The following is a 22,424-nucleotide window of genomic DNA, read 5'->3' on the forward strand; positions in this document are numbered from 1 at the left end:
TCGGCCTTTGAGGTCGTGGTATGGATGACGGATGGCTGGCCGCTGTATGAATCACGCCTGAAGGGAAAGCTGCACGTTATCAGCAAGCGTTACACTCAGCGCATTGAGCGACATAATCTGAATCTGAGACAACATCTGGCAAGGCTGGGACGGAAGTCACTGTTGTTCTCAAAATCGGTGGAGCTGCATGACAAGGTCATCGGGCATTATCTGAACATAAAACACTATCAGTAAGTTGGAGTCATTACCCCCGCGCAGTTATCAAAAGCAAAAGGAATAGGTAAAAATATTCTTCTCAAATTACAGTTAGTTATAAGGATTTTCTTAACTGCTTCTCCTCACCATCATGTTATTTTCGCCACATCATAATCCTGGGCTTGCTGAAGAATAATTGAAATGATATTAGTAATTCCACTGCCTTTGGTAGAGGAAAGTGCTAAATAATAATCAATTGTTAAATTATTGTGCATTTCAATACTGAAACTGTAATCAGAAAAGATAGACATGCTTAGCCAATCTCTATTTGATTGAATTGAAAGATGTTTGTTAAGGCATGGATGCAAGCTATAGATTCTGATACGGTCAATAAAAGAGAATTGCTTAACAATTTTGCAAAATGTATTGGCGAGTAAGAACCGCATTTAGTACTTTCCGGGCAACCGCCAGACGATTCTTTATTGGTAATGAGAATAATTAACAATTAAAGAGCGTCGCGAAAGAATAATGTGTCTCGACAGGGGAGACACAGTACGAATCGACATAAGGTGATCGTCTGAATCACCAGAATAAATAAAGTCGGTGATAGCAATCCGTAACGATAAAGTAACCTGACAGCAGAAAGTCTCCGAGCCTGTGCAGGGTCCCAATCCGGGATTACACATGCTGGTTAATACCAGTAATTATAATGAGGGAGTCCAAAAAACAATGACCAACATCACCAAGAGAAGTTTAGTAGCAGCTGGCGTTCTGGCTGCGCTAATGGCAGGGAATGTCGCGCTGGCAGCTGATGTACCCGCAGGCGTCACACTGGCGGAAAAACAAACGCTGGTACGTAACAATGGTTCAGAAGTTCAGTCATTAGATCCGCACAAAATTGAAGGTGTTCCGGAGTCTAATATCAGCCGAGACCTGTTTGAAGGCTTACTGGTCAGCGATCTTGACGGTCATCCGGCACCTGGCGTCGCTGAATCCTGGGATAATAAAGACGCGAAAGTCTGGACCTTCCATTTGCGTAAAGATGCGAAATGGTCTGATGGTACGCCAGTCACAGCACAAGACTTTGTGTATAGCTGGCAACGTTCTGTTGATCCGAACACTGCTTCTCCGTATGCCAGTTATCTGCAATATGGGCATATCGCCGGTATTGATGAAATTCTTGAAGGGAAAAAACCGATTACCGATCTCGGTGTGAAAGCTATTGATGATCACACATTAGAAGTCACCTTAAGTGAACCCGTTCCGTACTTCTATAAATTACTTGTTCACCCATCAACTTCACCGGTGCCAAAAGCCGCTATCGAGAAATTCGGCGAAAAATGGACCCAGCCTGGTAATATCGTCACCAACGGTGCCTATACCTTAAAAGATTGGGTCGTAAACGAACGAATCGTTCTTGAACGCAGCCCGACCTACTGGAACAACGCGAAAACCGTTATTAACCAGGTAACCTATTTGCCTATTGCTTCTGAAGTTACCGATGTCAACCGCTACCGTAGTGGTGAAATCGACATGACTTATAACAACATGCCGATCGAATTGTTCCAGAAGCTGAAAAAAGAGATCCCGGACGAAGTTCACGTTGATCCATACCTGTGCACTTACTATTACGAAATTAACAACCAGAAACCGCCATTCAACGATGTGCGTGTGCGTACCGCACTGAAACTAGGTATGGACCGCGATATCATTGTTAATAAAGTGAAAGCGCAGGGCGACATGCCCGCCTATGGTTACACTCCACCGTATACTGATGGCGCAAAATTGACTCAGCCGGAATGGTTTGGCTGGAGCCAGGAAAAACGTAACGAAGAAGCGAAAAAACTGCTGGCTGAAGCGGGTTATACCGCAGACAAACCGTTGACAATCAACCTGTTGTATAACACCTCCGATCTGCATAAAAAGCTGGCGATTGCTGCCTCTTCATTGTGGAAGAAAAACATTGGTGTAAACGTCAAACTGGTTAACCAGGAGTGGAAAACGTTCCTCGACACCCGTCACCAGGGTACTTTTGATGTGGCCCGTGCAGGCTGGTGTGCTGACTACAACGAACCAACTTCCTTCCTGAACACCATGCTTTCGAACAGCTCGATGAATACCGCGCATTATAAGAGCCCGGCCTTTGACAGCATTATGGCGGAAACGCTGAAAGTGACTGACGAGGCGCAGCGCACAGCTCTGTACACTAAAGCAGAACAACAGCTGGATAAGGATTCGGCCATTGTTCCTGTTTATTACTACGTGAATGCGCGTCTGGTGAAACCGTGGGTTGGTGGCTATACCGGCAAAGATCCGCTGGATAATACCTATACCCGGAATATGTACATTGTGAAGCACTAATGGCAATACGTGGGGCAGGAGTGTCCTGCTCCACGGTGTCTGATTTTTATCGCATTACAGAAGGCACAGGCCAGAAGGTAGGGCAATGTTAAAATTTATTCTACGTCGCTGTCTGGAAGCGATTCCGACGCTATTTATTCTTATTACTATTTCGTTCTTTATGATGCGCCTCGCGCCGGGAAGCCCTTTTACCGGCGAACGTACTTTACCGCCAGAAGTGATGGCCAATATCGAAGCGAAATATCATCTTAATGATCCGATCATGACACAGTATTTCAGCTACCTGAAACAACTGGCGCACGGTGATTTCGGTCCATCGTTTAAATATAAAGATTATTCGGTCAATGACTTGGTTGCATCCAGTTTTCCCGTTTCTGCCAAACTGGGAGCCGCAGCATTTTTCCTTGCGGTAATACTGGGTGTTAGTGCTGGCGTTATTGCCGCATTAAAACAAAACACCAAATGGGACTATACCGTGATGGGGCTGGCAATGACCGGGGTTGTTATCCCCAGTTTTGTGGTTGCACCATTATTAGTCATGATATTTGCGATCATTTTGCATTGGCTGCCGGGCGGTGGCTGGAATGGTGGGGCGCTTAAATTCATGATATTGCCGATGGTGGCGTTGTCACTCGCTTATATCGCCAGTATTGCGCGTATTACCCGTGGCTCTATGATTGAAGTATTACACTCCAATTTTATTCGTACTGCCCGGGCGAAAGGGTTACCTATGCGGCGGATCATTTTACGTCACGCATTAAAACCTGCTCTGTTACCCGTGCTCTCTTATATGGGCCCCGCATTTGTCGGCATTATTACCGGTTCTATGGTTATCGAAACCATTTATGGTTTGCCGGGGATTGGACAACTGTTCGTTAATGGCGCATTGAACCGTGACTATTCCTTAGTGTTAAGCCTGACCATCCTGGTTGGTGCTTTAACCATTTTGTTTAATGCCATTGTCGATGTGCTATATGCGGTTATCGACCCGAAAATCCGTTACTGATACTGGAGCTCGCGATGATGTTAAGTAAGAAAAACAGCGAGACGCTGGAAAATTTCAGTGAAAAGCTGGAGGTCGAAGGGCGCAGCTTGTGGCAGGACGCACGTCGACGTTTTATTCATAACCGTGCGGCGGTTGCCAGTCTGATGGTGCTGGTGCTGATCGCGTTATTTGTAATCCTGGCACCGATGCTTTCCCAGTTTGCCTATGACGATACTGACTGGGCGATGATGTCCAGCGCCCCGGATATGGAGTCCGGTCACTACTTTGGTACTGACTCATCCGGTCGCGACCTGCTTGTGCGCGTTGCGATTGGTGGGCGTATCTCACTCATGGTCGGTGTTGCTGCGGCACTGGTGGCTGTGGTCGTCGGGACACTTTATGGTTCGCTTTCCGGTTATCTGGGCGGTAAAGTGGATTCGGTAATGATGCGTCTGCTGGAAATCCTCAACTCCTTCCCATTCATGTTCTTCGTCATTTTGCTGGTGACCTTTTTCGGTCAAAACATCCTGCTGATTTTCGTGGCGATAGGCATGGTTTCCTGGCTGGATATGGCTCGTATTGTGCGTGGGCAAACCCTGAGTCTGAAGCGCAAAGAGTTTATTGAGGCGGCACAAGTTGGCGGTGTATCGACATCGGGCATTGTTATTCGCCACATTGTGCCGAATGTACTCGGTGTGGTGGTGGTCTACGCATCACTTCTGGTGCCCAGCATGATCCTCTTTGAATCTTTCCTTAGCTTCCTGGGGTTGGGTACGCAAGAGCCGTTAAGCAGCTGGGGTGCATTGCTGAGTGATGGCGCGAACTCGATGGAAGTCTCTCCATGGTTATTGTTGTTCCCAGCGGGATTCCTCGTGGTGACGCTGTTTTGTTTCAACTTTATCGGCGATGGCTTGCGTGATGCCCTCGACCCGAAAGATCGTTAAGGAGTGCAGCCATGAGCGTAATTGAAACTGCAACTGTGCCGCTCGCACAACAACAGGCTGACGCACTGCTGAACGTGAAAGATTTGCGTGTCACCTTTAGTACCCCGGACGGCGACGTCACGGCGGTCAATGATTTGAATTTTTCCCTACGTGCCGGAGAAACGCTGGGTATTGTAGGTGAGTCTGGTTCGGGTAAATCGCAAACTGCATTTGCGTTGATGGGCCTGTTGGCTGCCAACGGACGTATTGGCGGATCGGCAACCTTCAATGGGCGTGAAATCCTCAATTTGCCAGAGCATGAACTCAATAAACTGCGCGCTGAACAAATCTCAATGATTTTTCAGGACCCAATGACTTCGTTGAATCCCTATATGCGCGTCGGTGAGCAGTTGATGGAAGTGCTGATGCTGCATAAGAACATGAGCAAAGCTGAGGCGTTTGAAGAGTCGGTGCGGATGCTCGATGCGGTAAAAATGCCGGAAGCACGTAAACGCATGAAAATGTACCCGCACGAGTTTTCTGGCGGCATGCGTCAGCGAGTTATGATTGCGATGGCATTGCTATGTCGACCTAAGCTGCTGATTGCGGATGAACCCACTACAGCGCTGGACGTCACCGTACAGGCGCAGATCATGACGCTATTAAATGAACTGAAACGGGAATTTAATACCGCCATCATTATGATTACCCACGATCTTGGCGTGGTGGCGGGGATCTGTGACAAAGTGCTGGTAATGTACGCCGGGCGCACGATGGAATATGGCAACGCGCGCGATGTCTTTTATCAACCCGTTCATCCTTATTCTATCGGTTTGCTCAACGCGGTGCCGCGTCTCGATGCGGAAGGTGAAACAATGTTGACCATCCCGGGTAATCCGCCAAACCTGCTGCGATTACCGAAAGGTTGCCCGTTCCAGCCACGTTGTCCGCATGCGATGGAAATTTGTAGTAGCGCACCGCCGCTGGAAGAGTTTACGCTTGGCCGTCTGTGTGCTTGCTTTAAACCGGTGGAGGAACTGTTATGAATGCTGTAACCGAAGGAAGAAAAGTCCTCCTTGAAATCGCCGATCTGAAAGTGCACTTTGAAATCAAAGATGGCAAACAGTGGTTCTGGCAACCGCCGAAAACGCTCAAAGCCGTCGATGGTGTCACGCTTCGCCTGTATGAAGGGGAAACATTAGGTGTGGTAGGGGAATCGGGATGCGGTAAGTCCACCTTTGCTCGCGCCATCATTGGCCTGGTTAAAGCGACCGACGGTCATGTTGCCTGGTTAGGTAAAGAGTTGCTGGGCATTAAGCCCGATGAATGGCGTGCCGTTCGCAGTGATATTCAGATGATTTTCCAGGATCCGTTGGCATCGCTAAACCCGCGCATGACCATCGGCGAGATCATCGCTGAACCACTGCGTACTTATCATCCGAAAATGTCACGTCAGGAAGTTCGCGAGCGCGTGAAGGCGATGATGCTGAAAGTCGGGTTATTGCCTAACCTGATTAACCGCTATCCGCATGAGTTCTCCGGTGGGCAGTGCCAGCGTATCGGGATTGCTCGTGCTCTTATTCTTGAACCGAAGCTGATTATCTGTGATGAGCCGGTGTCGGCGCTGGACGTGTCAATTCAGGCGCAGGTGGTCAACCTGCTCCAGCAGCTGCAACGTGAGATGGGATTGTCATTAATTTTTATTGCTCATGACCTGGCCGTGGTAAAACACATTTCCGATCGTGTGTTGGTGATGTATCTCGGCCATGCGGTAGAACTGGGGACCTATGATGAGGTCTACCACAATCCACTACATCCTTACACCAGGGCATTGATGTCGGCAGTCCCCATACCTGATCCGGATCTGGAGAAGAACAAAACCATCCAGTTACTGGAAGGGGAATTACCGTCGCCGATCAACCCGCCTTCCGGTTGTGTTTTCCGTACCCGTTGCCCGATTGCCGGTCCGGAGTGCGCCAAAACACGTCCTGTGCTGGAAGGGAGTTTCAGACACGCCGTTTCTTGCCTGAAAGTCGATCCGCTTTAAACACAATAAGGGCTGACAGTTGTCAGCCCTTTTTCACGCCGAAAGCGATTATTTATTCCCGCCAGATGATATGGCAAAGTTTGTGATCTTTTTCGCGGCATAACAGAATGCGGGCGAAAACATCGTTGATTTCACCATCCTCACTGTCCGCCAGACCAATCACCACTTCGGCAAAAAAGTCCGGGTTCAAATCGAAATCAACATGTTCCTGCCAGTCTTCCACCGGATCGAATAACTCCGCGCCGCCGCGCTCTTCAAACTGAAGATTGAACAGCAGAACATCAGCTGGGTCGAGATTGTCGGCAGCCAGTTCGAGAAAAATATCGTAGGCCTGCTCAAGCGTTTCATCTTCAGTCAGGCGATTGTTTAGATCCATATCCATAGTCACTACCTGTTTAACCTCTGTTGGAGACGTTTTACAGCAACGGGCTGAAGAAGTAAAACAGTCGCTCGGCGACACGTTGCCATAATGGACGTTTTAGCCATAAACGGGCATCGAGCAGACGTGAACGCGAAATATAATCGTCCTGAACGGCGGCAAGGTCTGCACCAAAACCTTTATCGTCGATTGCCAGGGTAATCTCGAAATTCAGCCACAGACTACGCATATCAAGGTTAACGGTGCCAACCAGACTTAGTTCGCCATCGACCAGCACGCTCTTGGTATGCAGTAACCCGCCTTCAAACTGATAAATTTTAACCCCAGCAGCAAGAAGTTCCGTAAAGAATGCGCGACTGGCCCAGCCGACCAGCATCGAGTCATTTTTTCGCGGAAGGATAATACTGACATCCACCCCGCGCTGTGCCGCCGTGCAAATCGCATGAAGTAAATCATCGCTTGGCACAAAGTAGGGCGTGGTCATGATCAAATATTCACGCGCCGAATAAGCCGCAGTCAATAATGCCTGGTGAATGAGATCTTCCGGAAAGCCGGGGCCAGAAGCAATTGTGTGAATGGTGTGACCGCTGGCCTGTTCAAACGGCATAATATTGACATCTGGTGGTGGCGGCAGAATACGTTTTCCGGTTTCAATCTCCCAGTCGCAGGAATAAATAATCCCCATCGCGGTGGCGATGGGGCCTTCCATACGCGCCATCAGATCAATCCATTGCCCTACGCCCGCATCTTGTTTGAAGTAGCGAGGATCGACCATATTCATGCTGCCGGTGTACGCGATGTAATTATCGATCATGATCATCTTGCGATGTTGGCGCAGGTCCATACGGCGTAAAAACACACGCATCAGATTGACCTTTAAGGCTTCGACCACTTCAATACCGGCATTACGCATTAGCTCGGGCCACGGGCTGCGGAAAAAAGCCACACTCCCGGCGGAGTCGAGCATCAATCGGCAATGAATGCCGCGTCGCGCAGCGGCCATTAATGATTCAGCCACCTGGTCCGCCATGCCGCCGGGCTGCCAGATATAAAACACAATCTCAATATTATGGCGCGCGAGCTGGATGTCGCGGATTAACGCCTGCATCACATCATCTGACTCGGTCATCAGTTGTAGCTGATTCCCTTTGACCCCAGCGATCCCCTGACGACGCTCGCAAAGCTTGAATAATGGCGCAGCGACACTGCTATTTTCTTCGGCGAAGATATGCTTACAGGCTTTAAGGTCGTTAAGCCATTTTGCGGTGGAAGGCCACATCGCTCTGGCGCGCTCAGCGCGGCGTTTGCCTAAATGGAGCTCGCCAACGGCAAGATAGGCAATAATTCCGACTAACGGCAGAATGTAAATAATCAACAGCCAGGCCATCGCGGAGGGAACTGCGCGTCGTTTCATTAGAATGCGTAAAGTTACGCCTGCAATGAGCAACCAGTATCCCAGAATGGCCAACCAACTCACCAACGTATAAACGGTTGTCATAGATTAGAAATCCTTTTGAAAGCGCATTGTTATGAGTTTACGCATATGGATTCATCTGGCAAATAAAAACGCGGGAAAAGCACTGGTCAGCGTCGGGGGCGGGGGTATAATGACCATTCTGTTATTGCATAGAGTAGTTAACATGAAGCGGAGTAGAACGGAAGTGGGGCGCTGGCGCATGCAGCGTCAGGCTAGCCGACGTAAATCGCGTTGGCTTGAGGGGCAATCGCGCCGAAATATGCGTATCCACAGCATCAGGAAGTGCATTCTAAACAAACAGCGTAACTCGTTATTGTTTGCGATCTACAATATCTAAATGTACTGGGCACCATTGCGGTGCCCAATAAGTTTACTCCTCCATCTTTAAACTCTATTTTTGCGCCGATTCTTTACTGTCAGCTTTCGTTTCTTGTTCATCGTTATCGCTGAAAATGCCATGACCGGAGTTCAACAACATTGAAACGAGCATATCATTATTAATCTCTTCACCATTTAAAACTCGCGCCAGAATTTCGCTGCCAAACAGTTGCGGTGAGAGAATGATATCCGGATGTACCATCTTAATCTTATTCAGGTTTTTGCTATCACTGACGGCGAGAACTGTTTTGACATCACTGCTCATATCTTTTGCCGAGAGTACAACAAACGCGTTATCTGCATCGTTATCACTCAGCGCCAGAATGGCCAGGCAACGATCGATTCCCGCTTTCTTTAATACTGAACTGTCATTACTGTCACCGGGGATAACATCAGCGTTATCGCCTAAGCGTTGCTCAAGTTGCTTGATATCATCTTCAGGCAAGTTGCTGATAACCGTTACGTTTTGTCCGCGTTGATTCAGTTGCAGAATCGTATTGATGGCGAGAATCGAATGTCCGCAAACAATAAAATGATCTTTACGATGCATTGTATGATTGTTTCCTTTTACAAGTTTGTTGAATCCCCCGCGGATAAGCGGACCAAAAATTGAGGTCATAGATGTGGCAAAAACGGTAATACCGGAAATAATGACCGAAATAGTGAACAATCGTGCTGATTCAGAAACAGGGACAATATCGCCATAGCCGACGGTTGACATGGTTTCTATCGAAAAATAGAACGCGGTCATCAAACTTTCTATTCGCGGATTAAAACCTTCGCTTAAATAAAGCGCACCGTAGGTTGAGTAAAACAGTAATGTCGTGAAACTAATAAATGCAAAAATTGTCCCGGCTGCGGCGCTACTGTGGGAGAAGTCTTTGCGCAGTATCAGCAAAAACACCAGCGTAAAAATGCAAAATCCAATACTAAATTTCAACCAGGGATAAAAATGCAGGGTATAAATTAGCGCTATCAACAACAAAATGATACTGATTGCCCATGCGAGCTTTGCCCGGAACAGTAAGCCAATGGAGTTCAGGACAAGAAAGACGCCGAGCATAAATAGTGGGGCGTTTGCCAGCAAGGAGAGATCCAACTCTGAAAATGCTTTGATATGGAAAATATCTAGCAAATTGACCGACATACCATAGATTGTTTTAAAAATAAGCAATCCATTTAAAAAGACGGCCAGCGCGAGAATGTCGTGCCGTAGGGTCACCCATAAATTTGTTGCTGTTTGTTTGAATGTAGCCCAGTGACTCACTGATACCTCTGTAACCACAATTTTGTTTAATTATCTTAGCGTGCACATTTTCTGAACATACATGCAGCGCGTGAATGTGTTAAACAATAGTAGATGACTTTATCCGCAGTAATCAAAGGTTTTGAGCGAGCAACTGTACCTCAGGAAAGGTCATTTTTCCTGAATATGCTCACATCATATAAAGAAATACAGATAAAGTTATTATCTGCTTGTGGTGGTGAATGCACTGACCGGCTATAAGGAAAGGCCAAACAAGAACACGGTTGCAAAAACCGTGCCCTTAAATATTGAATCTCTATTCAGAACACTTTCTTAAATGGTTTCACTGAAACGTGTTCATAGACTCCTGCCGCTACGTACGGGTCAGCATCGGCCCAGGCCTGAGCTGCTTCCAGCGATTCAAATTCAGCAATAACGGTTGAGCCAGTAAATCCCGCAGCCCCTGGATCGTTACTGTCTACCGCTGGCATTGGACCAGCTGTCAACAAACGACCTTCATCATGCAGTAACTGTAAACGTGCTAAATGTGCCGGACGAACGGAAAGGCGTTTTTCGAGGCTATCAGCTTTGTCTTGAGCGTAAATAACATACAACACGGGCACAACTCCTTGTTCGGGAAAGTTGTAAAGTACGTTATTTGAAAGGGCGAAGATCTGCAACGGAAAGATGATGTCTTTGTTAAGACCATGCATAAAGTAAGGTTAATTACGGCAAAAATGACATTTTCACTGATCCTGATCGTCTTGCCTTATTGAATATGATTGCTATTTGCATTTAAAATCGAGGCTTGGTTTTTCTACTGAAATGATTATGACTTCAATGACCCTTGATTTACCTCGCCGCTTCCCCTGGCCGACGTTACTTTCGGTCTGCATTCATGGTGCTGTTGTGGCGGGTCTGCTCTATACCTCGGTACATCAGGTTATTGAACTACCTGCGCCTGCGCAGCCAATTTCTGTCACGATGGTTGCGCCTGCTGATCTCGAACCGCCACAAGCCGTTCAGCCGCCACCGGAGCCGGTGGTAGAGCCAGAACCGGAACCTGAGCCGATCCCCGAACCGCCAAAAGAAGCACCGGTGGTCATTGAAAAGCCGAAGCCGAAACCTAAGCCAAAACCGAAGCCGGTGAAAAAGGTACAGGAGCAGCCAAAACGCGATGTCAAACCCGTAGAGTCGCGTCCGGCATCACCGTTTGAAAATACGGCACTGGCACGCCTGACATCAAGTACAGCAACGGCTGCAACCAGCAAGCCGGTTACCAGTGTGGCTTCAGGACCACGCGCATTAAGCCGTAATCAGCCGCAGTATCCGGCACGAGCACAGGCATTGCGCATTGAAGGGCAGGTTAAAGTTAAATTTGACGTCACGCCGGATGGTCGCGTGGATAACGTACAAATCCTCTCAGCCAAGCCTGCGAACATGTTTGAGCGTGAGGTGAAAAATGCGATGCGCAGATGGCGTTATGAGCCGGGTAAGCCAGGCAGTGGGATTGTGGTGAATATCCTGTTTAAAATTAACGGCACCACCGAAATTCAGTAAGCAGAAAGTCAAAAGCTCCGACCGGAGGCTTTTGACTATTACTCAACAGGTAAGGCGCGAGGTTTTCCTTCAGGATCAACCGCGACATACTTAAATAATGCTTCTGTCGCTTTATAGCGTTGCCCGATTGGTTCAGACGCTACTTTTTTCACCCACACTTCAATATTAATGCTGACCGATGTCGTCCCTTTCTGGACACAGCGTGCATAGCAGCACACCACATCGCCGACCGCAACCGGCCGTAAGAAAGTCATTCCTTCAACCCGCACGGTCACTACGCGACCGTGGGCAATTTCTTTCGCCAGAATAGCGCCGCCAATATCCATTTGTGACATTAACCAACCACCAAAGATGTCACCATTGGCATTGGTATCGGCGGGCATGGCTAAAGTACGTAAAACAAGATCGCCCTGAGGGACGTTATGTGTTGTAGACATGGTAAAACCGACTTAAAAGGAAAATCACAGGCGCGATGCTACTATGATTTTCCTGAGGAGAACAGAGGAGATACAGCGCCAGCCCCGAAGGACTGGCAGTCTGGTTAGGATTTATCTTCCTGCGGCATGTGGCGGTAGATATAGATACCGCTTAACAATGTGAAGATTAAGGTAAGGGCGGTCAGTCCAAAGACTTTAAAGTTGACCCAAATATTTTGCGGCAGCCAGAATGCGATGTAGATGTTTGCCAGACCGCAAAGGATAAAGAAAACAGCCCAGGCCAGATTCAGCTTCGACCATACCGGTTGCGGCAGCGTGAGTTCTTTACCCAGCATCCGCTGAATTAGCGGCTTTTTCATCACCCATTGGCTGACTAACAGGGCTCCCGCAAACAGAGCATAAATGACTGTAACCTTCCATTTAATAAACTCATCATTGTGGAAGAACAGCGTCAAGCCACCGAAGACGACCACCAGAACAAAAGTGATCAGGGCCATCTTCTCAACCTTACGAAAGCGAACCCAGCTATAGATAAGCACAATCGCCGTGGCGACGATCAGCGCCGCAGTAGCCGCATAGATGTCATAAATCTTGTAAAACGCGAAAAAGACAACCAGCGGTAAAAAATCAAGAAACTGCTTCATTTTACGATTCCGTAATCAAATGCTTAAGGTTATTGGCGAATCAACATATACAGACGGAACAGATAGATGAGCAATACGGCTGAAATCAGGTTGCTCAAGGTGTTCGCCAGTACGGCACCAATTTCCGGGGTTAATGCGGCAAAAGAAGAGGCAAAAAGCAGCAACAGTGTTTTTGCCAGCAACCAGCTCAGTACTGCGGGTGCCACCAGACGCATATTCGCCCAAGTCAGCCGCATACTGCTACGCATCGAGGCAAAAATGCCCATTTTGTCCTGTACCAGCATCACCGGTGCCAGGGCCAGTAAAATGGCCATGATAATTCCCGGAACGACCACTAGCATGATGCCAATCTGTACTAAAAGGGTAGTCAGAAAAATCAGAATAAATAACTTTGGCAATATCGGTGCACTGGCACCAATAGCTCGCAGCGCACTGACTCTCTGACCCGCAGACACCAGCTGGATAATTAATATTACGCCTCCGGCGAGAATGGCGTTACCGATTAATCCTGAAAAAGTGGACGCCGCTGAAGCCTGCAGCAAAATTTGTTGCTGTTCCGGTGACATATTCTGAACCAGGTCGAACAACCCACTACTGCCGCTAACGGGCACGCCGTCATTGAGCTGCGCAAGCTGTGCATCACTGGGTGAGAAAACATGCCCTAACACCACTGTGATAAACGCACATAGCAACGATACCAACAGAATGGTCATAAATTGATTACGGAAGAAATTTCCGGTGTCACGGTATACGGACTGCGCCGTGATAGACATGCACTCTCCTTGAGTTTTATGCAGGTGTTAATTAGCGGGCAATTGTACCCTGGTTAAGCCTCGGGTGGCAGCATCAGGTCTTGTATGGAAAAGCATATCTTTGTAAAGCGGAGGTAATTGCTGGCCTTCAGGCGTGGGCAAACCGCGGCAAGTGGCGATCGAGTTAATATTTGCGTAGCGAAAATATTTAAAAATTGATTTAAATCACGTTAACCAGGATTCTCAATGCAACTTCTAAATTAATCCAGATCAATAAAGGGTGAATTATCATATGTAATGTGATCTATGTAGGATCATTTGTTACTCCAATGTAGGTATATTCGTCACGTTTTTATAACCATAACGACGGAGCGGATATGAAAAAGTTAACAGTGGCGGCTTTGGCAGTAACAACTCTTCTCTCTGGCAGTGCCTTTGCGCATGAAGCAGGCGAATTTTTTATGCGTGCAGGTTCTGCAACCGTACGTCCAACAGAAGGTGCTGGTGGTACGTTAGGAAGTCTGGGTGGATTCAGCGTGACCAATAACACTCAACTGGGCTTGACGTTTACTTATATGGCGACCGACAACATTGGTGTGGAATTACTGGCAGCGACGCCGTTCCGCCATAAAATCGGCACCCGGGCGACCGGCGATATTGCAACCGTTCACCATCTGCCGCCAACACTGATGGCGCAGTGGTATTTTGGTGATGCCAGCAGCAAATTCCGTCCTTACGTTGGGGCAGGTATTAACTACACCACCTTCTTTGATAATGGATTTAACGATCATGGCAAAGAGGCAGGGCTTTCCGATCTCAGTCTGAAAGATTCCTGGGGAGCTGCCGGGCAGGTGGGGGTTGATTATCTGATTAACCGTGACTGGTTGGTTAACATGTCAGTGTGGTACATGGATATCGATACCACGGCTAAGTACAAATCTGGTGTTACTACCGTAAAAGACTCGGTACGACTGGATCCGTGGGTGTTTATGTTCTCCGCAGGATATCGTTTTTAATTTTCTCTGCAAAACCTCTGCAAAACCCCTCTGCAAAACTGGTCATCAAATGACCAGTTTTTTCCATTCCTTACCGCGTGCGTCGTTGTAAATATCGGTCATTTTTTGATTCGAATGGCCCAGCAAAATTTTGGTATCAACCCCCTGCTCTCTGAACAATCGCTCTGATAAAGATCTCTGCTCATGGAAAGAGGGTGGGGTGCCATTAGCACGCCAGTTGTAATCCACAGAATCCCGGGCTTTTTTAAATGCAACGGTTAATGTTGCTGGCTTAACCATCCCGCCGCGCTTAGCTGTCCCTTTCGCGTGATGGTGGTGCAATAGCCACGGACTAAGAACGCAATCGCGGCAGGATGACACCACATCATCTAGGGTGAGATTTAATTTATCGCAACGCAGAGCCAGAGGGATGGCAATCCGGGTTCCTGTTTTTTGCTGTTCGACATGAAGATAACCATCCCGGATATCCGAAAATTGCATTTTGCAAATATCTGAAAGGCGCTGGCCTGTCATCAGTGCCAGCAGCATACCGCGCTGTAAAAAGTAACCATCCTTTTCCGCTGCGTTATAAATCATCATCCACTCATCAAAAGTCAGTCGCTGTCTTGATATCCGCACCTGCGGTTTTTTTGCCGATTCTGCAGGGTTAAAGCCTGGCGGGACATCGCCCGTTTGCTGAGCTTCCCGGAAAACATCGATCAGTACCTTCCTGAAAATTTGTCCCATTCTGTTATGTCCTCTGGCCTTGTACTCTTCCAGTACTGATACCACATCTTTTACGGTTATGGCATCTAACGGTCTGGTGCCAAAACGTTCATCAAATACCCTGAGAGGGGCCGCTTTCTGTTTCAGCGTGTTGAGTTTGATCTCGCCGTTTTCATATCTTTCCTGTTGAATTTTTCTGTAATTATTCAGAAAAATGGTAACGGTTGATGAACCGCCGGTATCACTAATAATTTTCTCCTGCAGACTGAGCATTTGTTCCATTTGCTGCCGGGCAAGACGGCTGTTCGCTTCTGCTGCAATAGTTTCTGCCAGTTTCTGGTCAATACTGCCGAGACCGTGATTTTTGCCTGTTATGGGATGCCTGTAACGCCAGTAAACTTTGTTATTTCTTTTGTCAAAATACGGAGATAATCCCGGAACATTGGTTTTATATTTTCGCGGCGCGCCATCTTCCAGTATCCTCTTCAAAGCAGGGTGATCTGTGGCGATCACCTCCGGCTTGTTTACCATTCCGACAAAGCGAGCTTGCGGATCCACTCGCCAGCGTCTTCCAACTTTTTTGGGGAGAGGAAATATCATTCCGGCTTTAGCGTATTTACTTAACGTACTCGGAGTTGGGACCGGTTCACTGAATTCCTCTTTTGCCCACTCAGTGAGCAGAATAAGTCTTGCCATGAGCGTCGTTCGCTAATCATGGTCGCCGCCACTATAGCTGGTGGGCAACGACCGGGGTTGAACATTAAAAATCAGCCTGATTCGGGATCAGTTTTTGCCAGATAACTGAAACGTATTTTGCCTGGTAACGGGCGTCATCAAGTGCATTATGGCGCTCACCTTCGAATGGAATAGCCGTTCTGGCATCGAAGTCTATGGCTTTCCCCAGCTCAACGATTGTGCGTACATCGCGATCGTTGTAGTAACGCCACGGGCAGGGGATCCCCTGCCGTTCGTATGAACGGCGCAAAATCGTGTTGTCGAAGTTGGCTCCATTTCCCCAGACCTGAACAAAAAATTCACCGGAGTTTTCGTCGATAAATTCCCGCAATTGTAACAGTGCATCATCTAACGGGATTTCATCGGTCATAATGGCAGACTGCGCTTCACGTGATTGCTTCAGCCACCTTTTAATGACGTCACGATCAATGACTCCGCCAGCAGTTTCCAGATCGATAGTCTTACTAAATTCCGGTCCCATATCTCCGGTTTGCGGATCGAAAAATATTGCACCTATTGAGATAATCGGGGCATCAGGATTTTTTCCCATGGTTTCAAGGTCGATCATTAGATGGTCACACGTCCTGCTGGTGGATGTGATAACGTGATGACCGTTCATCGTAATTAAGGGATCTGCCGTCTCGCCAGTTTCACTATCGCTGGCGTGATCCTGAGCGCTACCAGCATTCTCCTTGTGTGGATGTTCAGCGCCTTCCATTTCCTTCGGATCATTTTCCTGAACTTCAACCTGATTCTCTTCATCGAATGTTTCCTGGTATGTTGCGTCACCCATCACCGCGCCACAATCAGGGCAGTTGCCGCCACCGCTTTGACCGCAGGCGGTGCAGACTTTTTCCGGTTCCTGTTGCGCTACTGGCTCAGGTTGTTTCGTTTCTGGCTCGTTTTGTTGCGTATTTGGGCTGTTTTGTTCCGCTTTCTGGTCGTTCTGTTCCGATTCTTGCTGGTTCTGGTTTACAGAATCGCGGGTTTCAATCCCCTTTACCCATTTCGGATCATTCGGGTCGCTAATCCCTGCAACAAATTCTCCGCGAGAGGCAGCAAGCAACTTATCGGCGTCAGGCTGGCTGATATTGGCTGCCTGCATAATTTTGTTTACTTCGTCAGCGGTAACTTTTACCGGCTCTGGTTGTGCGGTCGTGTCAGATGCACCAGTATTTTGTTGTGAACCTGAGTACGTGCCGTTTTTACGTGCGAAGTATTCCTCTTTTGTGATTTCCGTAGCTCCCAAGGCTAGTGCTTTTTCCAGACCAGAAAGTTTGTTTGCGCGACCGTATTTTTCGCCATCCTTGTCGGTGAAGAGGAAGTAGAACGGCCCCTCACGCTCTACAGATGGTTCGACTTCCACTTTGCATTCGGTTTTTTCGTTGCCCGGAATTGCCGTTTCCACTGCATCAGTTTCTGGTACTGGCGACGAGAGAGTATCAGTTGCGCTCTGATTTCTTCCTTCATCTTCAAACACGCCCTTTGTAGTCAGGTATTCAGTAATGTATTTGTTCAGTGCCACAGGGTCTTTGTGAATGTCGATCGGACGTTCACGGACAAGGCCAAAAATAGTCTGGCGGTCGTAGCGAAGGGCATCAGGCTGTTTGCGCATTGATGCCGAGATACGCTTCCAGTCTTCGCGGTCGTTGTCGATAACTTCATTTTTTGCCCAGCGATGGATGCTGCCGTCAATGTTTCCGGCATCCACATCACCAGGCCAGAGAGCGTAGGCCAGTTCGTCATCCAGTGTTTTCCATGTCTGCTTGTATTCGCGATGAATGGCAGCAATGACCGGGCTGATTTTTCCTGTTGAATTTTCACTGTGCTGTTGATTGGTTCTGGCGCGGGCGAGATCAACAACAGACGTGTATTTTCCGGTTTCCTTGCGTTCACCTTCGCGACGTTTTTTCCAGATGCGCATCTCTGCCTGAATTTCGGGCCATTTGGCACCAGGCTTACATTTATGCTTAACCCACCCGATGGCATGCAGCTTAAGCTCCGGATACATGGCGTTAACTTCTGGCATTTTCATCAACGCTTCAACGATATGTCCGTCGAATGTTGCCATGTCTTCCTGCAACAATTCCTGTGCGCTAATAACCATATCAACGGTGATGTTTTCACATGTGTCGAACTTAACCATGACAGCGTTCTGTACTTCAGGGGCCAGCTTGTCAAAAGTGACGTTCATCGGATCGGATTCAGTCTCAACCGGGACAAAGGAAGCAGACTCCTCATCCCAGCGGTTTTCCTGCATATATTCAGCATCCCAGGAATCGAGGGCAGGGCGGGGTATACCGGGTTTATCCTCGCAGACAAGAAATTTATAAGCGCAGTCCTGAGCAGCCGGATAATGCTCCAGGAATTGCCAGTGAAATTTTGCGCGGGCGCGACGTTCATCACCGGCTTCAATGGCTGTGGCTACAGCGACGGCACCTTCTTCCTTTATTGCCTGTTCGTCCGGAATGGCGGCGCAAATAAAGACTTTACTCATTTTGTTTTACCTCATTACAGATTTAAGGGTGAACAAATCCCTGCCATTGCTGGCATATAAGAATGAAACCGGATATTTATTACGGAACTGTTTTAAAGACCTGCCGGGATTTCGTTATTATCCTGGTGAATAACTTTATCGACCGGGTAACAGTTACCGGGAATTTTCTGTTCGGTTGCTGCAGTCACACACTCCTGCATTGTCCTGTGAACACTGACTGCAATATCAACTGGCTCTCCGGAAACAAGAAAAACTGTCAGAACAAGTGCAAATGCTGTATTCATTGCCAGCATCCTTTTTGTATCGGACGTAAACGGGCCAGCATTGAAAGAATGCATATTTTATTTAATAGCTCCCGTTCGTGTTTTCTCTTGTTAATGGCATCTTCAGTAAATACAGGGTTACTGATATTGACACCAATTTCAAAACAACCTTCAGACGTATTAACGTTTGGTAATAACGTTTCCATTATCGCGTCCTCAACAATGAATTTTGTGATGCGGTGCCTGGTGCCTCCAGGTGACGTTAACCAGTTAACAATTAACGCCGGATACAGAGAATCCACCCATAACACTGTTTTTGGTTTTAACTGTTCCGCGTGCGCTCAGCCGCATTCACCACATCACAAAATTCACTTTAAAAAGGGCGGCAGAGCAGTCACGGAGTAAAACTGATACCGCCAAACGTCACCAGAAAATTGATAACAGAGGGCGTTGCAGCGGGGTTGTCACTTAAGCGTATGGTCAACCTGACAACCCGGTGTCCTCAACGGTGGAAGGAATAACCCCGCCATACTTACCGCCGCGCCATTTCGCGGATTGCCACAACCGGAAGCGCACGGTCGACGAAAATTTAACGACAGGCTATCTATGAACCAGCTACCTCGCCGTGCGCTTTCGCGTTATGGTCTGACTTTTCAGGGAAATATCCTTTCAGTAAACTGTCAGTGCCGGATGCTCACCCGTGTCCGGCGCACGCACTCCACCTCACCCGTGGAGAACTCCTTAATTACCAACCTTAGCTTCGTTGGTTAGCTATTAACGCGGGTATGTAATCATTCTGGCAATGCTTAATGCCGCTGCTTTTTCCAGATTAGTGATATCCTGCTCCAGAGCGGACAGATTTTCAGCCTGCTTAGCCCTGGCTTCATTGGCCCATTTCAGATCCTGCGCTGCATTAATTTTCTGGTGCATCCACTCATAAAGTTCATCATCGGTATAGTCTGGCGCGATGATGACGGGTTCTCGTTTCTGCATACTGATTCCTCGCGGTGCTGCTTCGCTTATCAGCCGTTAGATTTTGCCGAGCTGGAAAGCGCCTGTTTAAACTCACTGAAGCTGAGAGCTTCTTCGCCTTCGGCAAGGCCTTCGAAGTATTCTTCGTAAGCCTTTTCCATGATTGTGTCGAAATCCATATCACTCACCTGAGTTTCTTTCCAGCCAGCGACGGGCACCATTTTCGGTTTTAAACGTTTTGCTTTTGGTATACGTCATTGCGGTGAACGTGCCGTCCTGGTTTGGAAACACGCCGTACACCAGAGATTCGTTGTTGCCAAGATCGATAGTATCCATGCTGACCTCATTTCCCCTTAACGCCGGGGTAGCGGAACTGTTTGCGGAGAACACCGTGCGGTGTGTTGATGGAGGTAATTTAGTTTTCTCATTATTTTTCGTCAAGGTTTTTTGATGAGAAAACTCAAGTGCTGGCGCAAGATAAAGCCAATACATTGAAATGTAAGGCTTTAAAATTTTGTGAAGGGATGATTATTGATGCTTGTTGCGTTTGCGAGCCTCTAATAGCTCGGTGAACAGGCGATTAAAATTCTCAACGCGGGCGCGGAGTTCGCTGAGTTGTGCTTGTTGCTCTGATTTAGGAAGTGCGCGATACAAACGCAGCATCTCTAACTCATCTTCCGATAAGTCTAGGGTACTATCGAGTGAAACAGGGGGAGCTGGTGTTTTGTCCTCGTCGCCAAACAGTATCCAGGTTGGTGAACATTGCAATACCTCGGCGAGGCGATGCAAATTTTGCCCGCGCGGGGCTGTATGGTCACTTTCCCATAATGAAATTGATGAGCCAGATACGCCAGCAGCTTTGCTTAAACCGTTTTGACTTAAGCCTACCTGCTTACGTCTTTCTCTAATGCGTTGACCTAAAGTTTTCTCGTTCATATTTAGATATCTTAATAATCCTTGACTTGAGATTCCTTGAGTGATTAGCATTGAGAAAACTCAATATTGGAGGTGCGATGTTTAAATCAGACGTAATTAATTTTTACGGTACGAAAGCCAAAGTAGCGAAAGCTGCTGGCGTTGACCCATCTGCTGTTTCTCAATGGCAAGAGCTAGTTCCTGAAGGTCGCGCGATGCGTCTACAGGAGGCATCTGGCGGCGAGCTTCTGTATGATCCCAAGGTTTATGACGAATATCGTAAGACGAAGCGGGCGGGGCGGTTGAACAATGAAAATCACTCCTGAACAGGCTCGTGAGGCTCTGGATGCCTGGATATGTCGACCAGGAATGACACAGGAGCAGGCGACGATATTAATCACTGAAGCATTCTGGGCTTTGAAAGAGCGCCCGAACATCGATGTTCAGCGTGTCACAGATGAAGGTGGCGCGGTTGATCAGCGAGCGCTTGGCGTTAATCGAGTGAAGATATTCGAACGCTGGAAGGCTATCGACACCAGGGATAAGCGTGAAAAGTTCACGGCGCTAGTGCCTGCAATTATGGAGGCTATCCGGATTAATGATTTCAGGTTGTATCGTGAAATTAGTGACGGAAAAAGCATCACGTACATGATCGCCGGGTTAAACAAAGAATATGGCGATGTGGTGGAGTCCGGACTGCTTTTTGCTGATCCTGCCGTAGTGGATCGTGAAACTGACGAACTTATAGAAAAAGCAATTGCTTTCAAACTTGCGTATCGACAGCAATACCAACAAAAAGCTGGATGGAATTATGAGCCTTCTTTTTGCTGAACGCCCACTGGTTATAAACACACAGCTTGCGATGAAGATTGGCTTAAATGAAGCCATTGTGTTGCAGCAGTTGCATTACTGGTTGAGAGATACCAATTCCGGCATGGAATGTGATGGTGTTCGCTGGATTTACAACACAACGGAACAATGGCTGGAACAGTTCCCATTCTGGTCAGAGTCAACGTTAAAGCGCGCGTTTGCAAGTCTGAAAACGCTGGGGCTCTTGCGTTGTGAAAAGCTCAATAAATCAAAGCGCGATATGACCAATTTCTACACGATTAACTATGGGAGCGAGCTTTTAGATGATGGCAAATTGAGCGAATCCATCGGTTCAAAATGCGCCGCTCCATCAGGTCAAAATGACACGATGGAAGAGGTCAAAATGAAACGCTCCATTGGTTCAAAACGACCCAATGTCATCGGGTCAAAATGGCCCGATGATCCTACAGAGAATACAACAGAGATTACTACAGAGAATAAAAACACTTTTCGTCCGGAAGCTTCGCAACCGGACCCGCAGACGGCTGAACAGGATTTTTTAATCCGGCACCCTGGCGCAGTTGTGTTTAGTGCGAAAAAACGCCAGTGGGGTAGCCAGGAGGATCTGGCGTGTGCGCAGTGGATATGGGGGCGGATCGTGGGTCTCTACGAACAGGCCGCCAGTGATGATGGCGAGATCATGCGACCAAAAGAGCCTAACTGGACTGTCTGGGCCAATGATGTGCGCACAATGCGGATGCTGGATGGCAGAAGCCACATGAACCGCTCCGGGTTTCCTGGAGAGTGTTTTATCTGTGAACTCAGGCTGCCAGATCATCGTTTCCGATGGAAGCATAATAAGCTTTTTCTGCTTCTGCCGGAGGGATGTGGCCCAGCCTTTCCAGCAATCGTCGATTATTATACCAGTCCACCCACGTGAGTGTGGCCAGTTCCACTTCTGCACGGTTTTTCCAGCTCTTACGGTGTATTACCTCCGCTTTGTAAAGACCATTGATGCTCTCCGCCATCGCGTTGTCATACGAGTCGCCTGTACTTCCTGTTGATGCCAGTAATCCGGCTTCCTTAAGCCGCTGTGTGTAGGCCAGCGATACATACTGAGAACCTTT

Annotated in this window: 29 protein-coding genes and 1 pseudogene; 12 read left to right on the forward strand and 18 right to left on the reverse strand. The window is 47.9% G+C overall.

Going from position 1 to position 22,424, the window contains the following annotated elements:
- On the forward strand, positions 1-234 hold a 234-nt coding region (locus BHE85_RS21700; RefSeq protein WP_242412335.1), incomplete at its 5' end, for an IS1 family transposase.
- A gap of 110 nt (positions 235-344) precedes the next feature.
- Here BHE85_RS21700 and BHE85_RS21705 read toward each other — a convergent pair.
- Complete coding sequence (locus BHE85_RS21705; protein ID WP_001211517.1) at positions 345-641, reverse strand: hypothetical protein; 297 nt, start codon at positions 639-641, stop codon at positions 345-347.
- A gap of 283 nt (positions 642-924) precedes the next feature.
- Here BHE85_RS21705 and oppA point away from each other — a divergent pair, with 283 nt between their 5' ends.
- The 5 genes from oppA (at position 925) to oppF (ending at position 6,511) form a co-directional block, all read left to right on the forward strand.
- Entirely contained in the window at positions 925-2,556 is a 1,632-nt protein-coding gene (gene oppA, locus BHE85_RS21710) for an oligopeptide ABC transporter substrate-binding protein OppA (RefSeq protein WP_001297114.1), read from the forward strand.
- Positions 2,557-2,641: 85 nt separating this feature from the next.
- Complete coding sequence (gene oppB, locus BHE85_RS21715) at positions 2,642-3,562, forward strand: oligopeptide ABC transporter permease OppB (protein WP_000911112.1); 921 nt, start codon at positions 2,642-2,644, stop codon at positions 3,560-3,562.
- A 14-nt stretch (positions 3,563-3,576) separates the two neighbouring features.
- Positions 3,577-4,485, forward strand: a complete 909-nt coding sequence (oppC, locus tag BHE85_RS21720) for an oligopeptide ABC transporter permease OppC (protein WP_000979649.1) — start codon at positions 3,577-3,579, stop codon at positions 4,483-4,485.
- Positions 4,486-4,496: 11 nt separating this feature from the next.
- Entirely contained in the window at positions 4,497-5,510 is a 1,014-nt protein-coding gene (gene oppD / locus BHE85_RS21725) for a murein tripeptide/oligopeptide ABC transporter ATP-binding protein OppD (protein ID WP_000110941.1), read from the forward strand.
- A complete protein-coding gene (oppF, locus tag BHE85_RS21730) occupies positions 5,507-6,511 on the forward strand; it encodes a murein tripeptide/oligopeptide ABC transporter ATP-binding protein OppF (RefSeq protein WP_000994889.1) in 1,005 nt (334 codons plus the stop codon). Before oppD ends, oppF begins: the two co-directional genes overlap by 4 nt.
- 52 nt (positions 6,512-6,563) lie before the next feature.
- Here the strand turns inward: oppF and BHE85_RS21735 are convergent, their stop codons facing one another.
- The gene (locus BHE85_RS21735; protein WP_000366967.1) at positions 6,564-6,893 is read right to left on the reverse strand and encodes an HI1450 family dsDNA-mimic protein; all 330 of its coding nucleotides are present in this window, start codon (positions 6,891-6,893) and stop codon (positions 6,564-6,566) included.
- A gap of 34 nt (positions 6,894-6,927) precedes the next feature.
- Positions 6,928-8,388, reverse strand: a complete 1,461-nt coding sequence (gene cls, locus BHE85_RS21740) for a cardiolipin synthase (RefSeq protein ID WP_000214508.1) — start codon at positions 8,386-8,388, stop codon at positions 6,928-6,930.
- A 142-nt stretch (positions 8,389-8,530) separates the two neighbouring features.
- Between cls and BHE85_RS21745 the strand changes: the two genes are divergently transcribed.
- On the forward strand, positions 8,531-8,704 hold the full coding sequence (locus BHE85_RS21745; RefSeq protein WP_001309467.1) for a YciY family protein: 174 nt from the start codon (positions 8,531-8,533) through the stop codon (positions 8,702-8,704).
- A 54-nt stretch (positions 8,705-8,758) separates the two neighbouring features.
- On the opposite strand, the gene kch is transcribed toward BHE85_RS21745, so the two are convergent.
- A complete protein-coding gene (gene kch, locus BHE85_RS21750; protein ID WP_005031395.1) occupies positions 8,759-10,012 on the reverse strand; it encodes a voltage-gated potassium channel protein in 1,254 nt (417 codons plus the stop codon).
- 299 nt (positions 10,013-10,311) lie between these two features.
- Positions 10,312-10,608 carry a YciI family protein gene (locus BHE85_RS21755; RefSeq protein ID WP_000967595.1) on the reverse strand — a complete coding sequence of 99 codons (297 nt, stop codon included), beginning with the start codon at positions 10,606-10,608 and terminating at the stop codon, positions 10,312-10,314.
- Positions 10,609-10,822: 214 nt separating this feature from the next.
- On the opposite strand from BHE85_RS21755, the gene tonB reads away from it, so the two are divergent.
- Positions 10,823-11,551 (forward strand): TonB system transport protein TonB, encoded by a 729-nt coding sequence (tonB, locus tag BHE85_RS21760; protein WP_164832846.1) that lies wholly within the window; start codon positions 10,823-10,825, stop codon positions 11,549-11,551.
- A 38-nt stretch (positions 11,552-11,589) separates the two neighbouring features.
- Here tonB and yciA read toward each other — a convergent pair whose 3' ends face one another.
- The 4 genes and pseudogenes from yciA to BHE85_RS21780 all read right to left on the reverse strand — a co-directional run.
- Positions 11,590-11,988, reverse strand: a complete 399-nt coding sequence (gene yciA / locus BHE85_RS21765) for an acyl-CoA thioester hydrolase YciA (RefSeq protein ID WP_000108160.1) — start codon at positions 11,986-11,988, stop codon at positions 11,590-11,592.
- 104 nt (positions 11,989-12,092) lie between these two features.
- On the reverse strand, positions 12,093-12,632 hold the full coding sequence (locus BHE85_RS21770; protein WP_000808667.1) for a septation protein A: 540 nt from the start codon (positions 12,630-12,632) through the stop codon (positions 12,093-12,095).
- A 29-nt stretch (positions 12,633-12,661) separates the two neighbouring features.
- The gene (locus BHE85_RS21775) at positions 12,662-13,405 is read right to left on the reverse strand and encodes a YciC family protein (protein WP_000028541.1); all 744 of its coding nucleotides are present in this window, start codon (positions 13,403-13,405) and stop codon (positions 12,662-12,664) included.
- Between the two features lie 27 nt (positions 13,406-13,432).
- Positions 13,433-13,522 (reverse strand): annotated as a pseudogene (locus BHE85_RS21780) (YkgJ family cysteine cluster protein); the annotation flags it as partial.
- 239 nt (positions 13,523-13,761) lie between these two features.
- On the opposite strand from BHE85_RS21780, the gene ompW reads away from it, so the two are divergent.
- Positions 13,762-14,400: an outer membrane protein OmpW gene (ompW, locus tag BHE85_RS21785; protein WP_000737224.1), complete on the forward strand. Its 639-nt coding sequence runs from the start codon at positions 13,762-13,764 to the stop codon at positions 14,398-14,400.
- Between the two features lie 45 nt (positions 14,401-14,445).
- Here the strand turns inward: ompW and BHE85_RS21790 are convergent, their stop codons facing one another.
- The 8 genes from BHE85_RS21790 to BHE85_RS21825 form a co-directional block, all read right to left on the reverse strand.
- Entirely contained in the window at positions 14,446-15,801 is a 1,356-nt protein-coding gene (locus BHE85_RS21790) for a phage integrase Arm DNA-binding domain-containing protein (RefSeq protein ID WP_094190966.1), read from the reverse strand.
- A gap of 64 nt (positions 15,802-15,865) precedes the next feature.
- Complete coding sequence (locus BHE85_RS21795) at positions 15,866-18,337, reverse strand: 3'-5' exonuclease (RefSeq protein ID WP_000048529.1); 2,472 nt, start codon at positions 18,335-18,337, stop codon at positions 15,866-15,868.
- A gap of 92 nt (positions 18,338-18,429) precedes the next feature.
- Positions 18,430-18,621 carry a DUF1482 family protein gene (locus tag BHE85_RS21800; protein WP_001090200.1) on the reverse strand — a complete coding sequence of 64 codons (192 nt, stop codon included), beginning with the start codon at positions 18,619-18,621 and terminating at the stop codon, positions 18,430-18,432.
- Positions 18,618-18,911 carry a cell division inhibition protein DicB gene (dicB, locus tag BHE85_RS28280; RefSeq protein WP_340637430.1) on the reverse strand — a complete coding sequence of 98 codons (294 nt, stop codon included), beginning with the start codon at positions 18,909-18,911 and terminating at the stop codon, positions 18,618-18,620. The genes BHE85_RS21800 and dicB overlap by 4 nt, the downstream gene beginning before the upstream one ends.
- 463 nt (positions 18,912-19,374) lie before the next feature.
- The gene (ydfC, locus tag BHE85_RS21815; RefSeq protein WP_001171930.1) at positions 19,375-19,593 is read right to left on the reverse strand and encodes a protein YdfC; all 219 of its coding nucleotides are present in this window, start codon (positions 19,591-19,593) and stop codon (positions 19,375-19,377) included.
- A gap of 29 nt (positions 19,594-19,622) precedes the next feature.
- Positions 19,623-19,751, reverse strand: a complete 129-nt coding sequence (ydfB, locus tag BHE85_RS28125; protein ID WP_000344964.1) for a protein YdfB — start codon at positions 19,749-19,751, stop codon at positions 19,623-19,625.
- Position 19,752: 1 nt separating this feature from the next.
- Positions 19,753-19,908: a DUF1391 family protein gene (locus BHE85_RS21820; RefSeq protein ID WP_000379575.1), complete on the reverse strand. Its 156-nt coding sequence runs from the start codon at positions 19,906-19,908 to the stop codon at positions 19,753-19,755.
- A gap of 192 nt (positions 19,909-20,100) precedes the next feature.
- Positions 20,101-20,508 carry a helix-turn-helix domain-containing protein gene (locus BHE85_RS21825; protein WP_001003382.1) on the reverse strand — a complete coding sequence of 136 codons (408 nt, stop codon included), beginning with the start codon at positions 20,506-20,508 and terminating at the stop codon, positions 20,101-20,103.
- Between the two features lie 77 nt (positions 20,509-20,585).
- Between BHE85_RS21825 and BHE85_RS21830 the strand changes: the two genes are divergently transcribed.
- The 3 genes from BHE85_RS21830 to BHE85_RS28530 are packed head-to-tail and all read left to right on the forward strand — an operon-like array spanning position 20,586 to position 22,237.
- Positions 20,586-20,813 (forward strand): Cro/CI family transcriptional regulator, encoded by a 228-nt coding sequence (locus BHE85_RS21830; protein ID WP_000476993.1) that lies wholly within the window; start codon positions 20,586-20,588, stop codon positions 20,811-20,813.
- Positions 20,797-21,318 carry a toxin YdaT family protein gene (locus BHE85_RS21835; protein WP_000705349.1) on the forward strand — a complete coding sequence of 174 codons (522 nt, stop codon included), beginning with the start codon at positions 20,797-20,799 and terminating at the stop codon, positions 21,316-21,318. Before BHE85_RS21830 ends, BHE85_RS21835 begins: the two co-directional genes overlap by 17 nt.
- Positions 21,299-22,237: a hypothetical protein gene (locus BHE85_RS28530; protein WP_371440907.1), complete on the forward strand. Its 939-nt coding sequence runs from the start codon at positions 21,299-21,301 to the stop codon at positions 22,235-22,237. The genes BHE85_RS21835 and BHE85_RS28530 overlap by 20 nt, the downstream gene beginning before the upstream one ends.
- Here the strand turns inward: BHE85_RS28530 and BHE85_RS21845 are convergent.
- On the reverse strand, positions 22,119-22,424 hold a 306-nt coding region (locus BHE85_RS21845), incomplete at its 5' end, for an integrase core domain-containing protein (RefSeq protein ID WP_032232747.1). The two genes, BHE85_RS28530 and BHE85_RS21845, sit on opposite strands and share 119 nt — an antisense overlap.

Source organism: Shigella sp. FC1567, assembly GCF_001743015.1.
Lineage (GTDB): Bacteria > Pseudomonadota > Gammaproteobacteria > Enterobacterales > Enterobacteriaceae > Escherichia > Escherichia coli.

Excerpts from the sequence above, each read along its gene's own strand:
- BHE85_RS21705 (WP_001211517.1), bottom strand. The coding sequence starts at position 641 with ATGCGGTTCTTACTCGCCAATACATTTTGCAAAATTGTTAAGCAATTC.
- oppA (WP_001297114.1), top strand. The coding sequence starts at position 925 with ATGACCAACATCACCAAGAGAAGTTTAGTAGCAGCTGGCGTTCTGGCT.
- oppB (WP_000911112.1), top strand. The coding sequence starts at position 2,642 with ATGTTAAAATTTATTCTACGTCGCTGTCTGGAAGCGATTCCGACGCTA.
- oppC (WP_000979649.1), top strand. The coding sequence starts at position 3,577 with ATGATGTTAAGTAAGAAAAACAGCGAGACGCTGGAAAATTTCAGTGAA.
- oppD (WP_000110941.1), top strand. The coding sequence starts at position 4,497 with ATGAGCGTAATTGAAACTGCAACTGTGCCGCTCGCACAACAACAGGCT.
- oppF (WP_000994889.1), top strand. The coding sequence starts at position 5,507 with ATGAATGCTGTAACCGAAGGAAGAAAAGTCCTCCTTGAAATCGCCGAT.
- BHE85_RS21735 (WP_000366967.1), bottom strand. The coding sequence starts at position 6,893 with ATGGATATGGATCTAAACAATCGCCTGACTGAAGATGAAACGCTTGAG.
- cls (WP_000214508.1), bottom strand. The coding sequence starts at position 8,388 with ATGACAACCGTTTATACGTTGGTGAGTTGGTTGGCCATTCTGGGATAC.
- BHE85_RS21745 (WP_001309467.1), top strand. The coding sequence starts at position 8,531 with ATGAAGCGGAGTAGAACGGAAGTGGGGCGCTGGCGCATGCAGCGTCAG.
- tonB (WP_164832846.1), top strand. The coding sequence starts at position 10,823 with ATGACTTCAATGACCCTTGATTTACCTCGCCGCTTCCCCTGGCCGACG.
- yciA (WP_000108160.1), bottom strand. The coding sequence starts at position 11,988 with ATGTCTACAACACATAACGTCCCTCAGGGCGATCTTGTTTTACGTACT.
- BHE85_RS21770 (WP_000808667.1), bottom strand. The coding sequence starts at position 12,632 with ATGAAGCAGTTTCTTGATTTTTTACCGCTGGTTGTCTTTTTCGCGTTT.
- BHE85_RS21775 (WP_000028541.1), bottom strand. The coding sequence starts at position 13,405 with ATGTCTATCACGGCGCAGTCCGTATACCGTGACACCGGAAATTTCTTC.
- ompW (WP_000737224.1), top strand. The coding sequence starts at position 13,762 with ATGAAAAAGTTAACAGTGGCGGCTTTGGCAGTAACAACTCTTCTCTCT.
- BHE85_RS21790 (WP_094190966.1), bottom strand. The coding sequence starts at position 15,801 with ATGGCAAGACTTATTCTGCTCACTGAGTGGGCAAAAGAGGAATTCAGT.
- BHE85_RS21795 (WP_000048529.1), bottom strand. The coding sequence starts at position 18,337 with ATGAGTAAAGTCTTTATTTGCGCCGCCATTCCGGACGAACAGGCAATA.
- BHE85_RS21800 (WP_001090200.1), bottom strand. The coding sequence starts at position 18,621 with ATGAATACAGCATTTGCACTTGTTCTGACAGTTTTTCTTGTTTCCGGA.
- ydfC (WP_001171930.1), bottom strand. The coding sequence starts at position 19,593 with ATGCAGAAACGAGAACCCGTCATCATCGCGCCAGACTATACCGATGAT.
- ydfB (WP_000344964.1), bottom strand. The coding sequence starts at position 19,751 with ATGGATTTCGACACAATCATGGAAAAGGCTTACGAAGAATACTTCGAA.
- BHE85_RS21820 (WP_000379575.1), bottom strand. The coding sequence starts at position 19,908 with ATGGATACTATCGATCTTGGCAACAACGAATCTCTGGTGTACGGCGTG.
- BHE85_RS21825 (WP_001003382.1), bottom strand. The coding sequence starts at position 20,508 with ATGAACGAGAAAACTTTAGGTCAACGCATTAGAGAAAGACGTAAGCAG.
- BHE85_RS21830 (WP_000476993.1), top strand. The coding sequence starts at position 20,586 with ATGTTTAAATCAGACGTAATTAATTTTTACGGTACGAAAGCCAAAGTA.
- BHE85_RS21835 (WP_000705349.1), top strand. The coding sequence starts at position 20,797 with ATGAAAATCACTCCTGAACAGGCTCGTGAGGCTCTGGATGCCTGGATA.
- BHE85_RS28530 (WP_371440907.1), top strand. The coding sequence starts at position 21,299 with ATGAGCCTTCTTTTTGCTGAACGCCCACTGGTTATAAACACACAGCTT.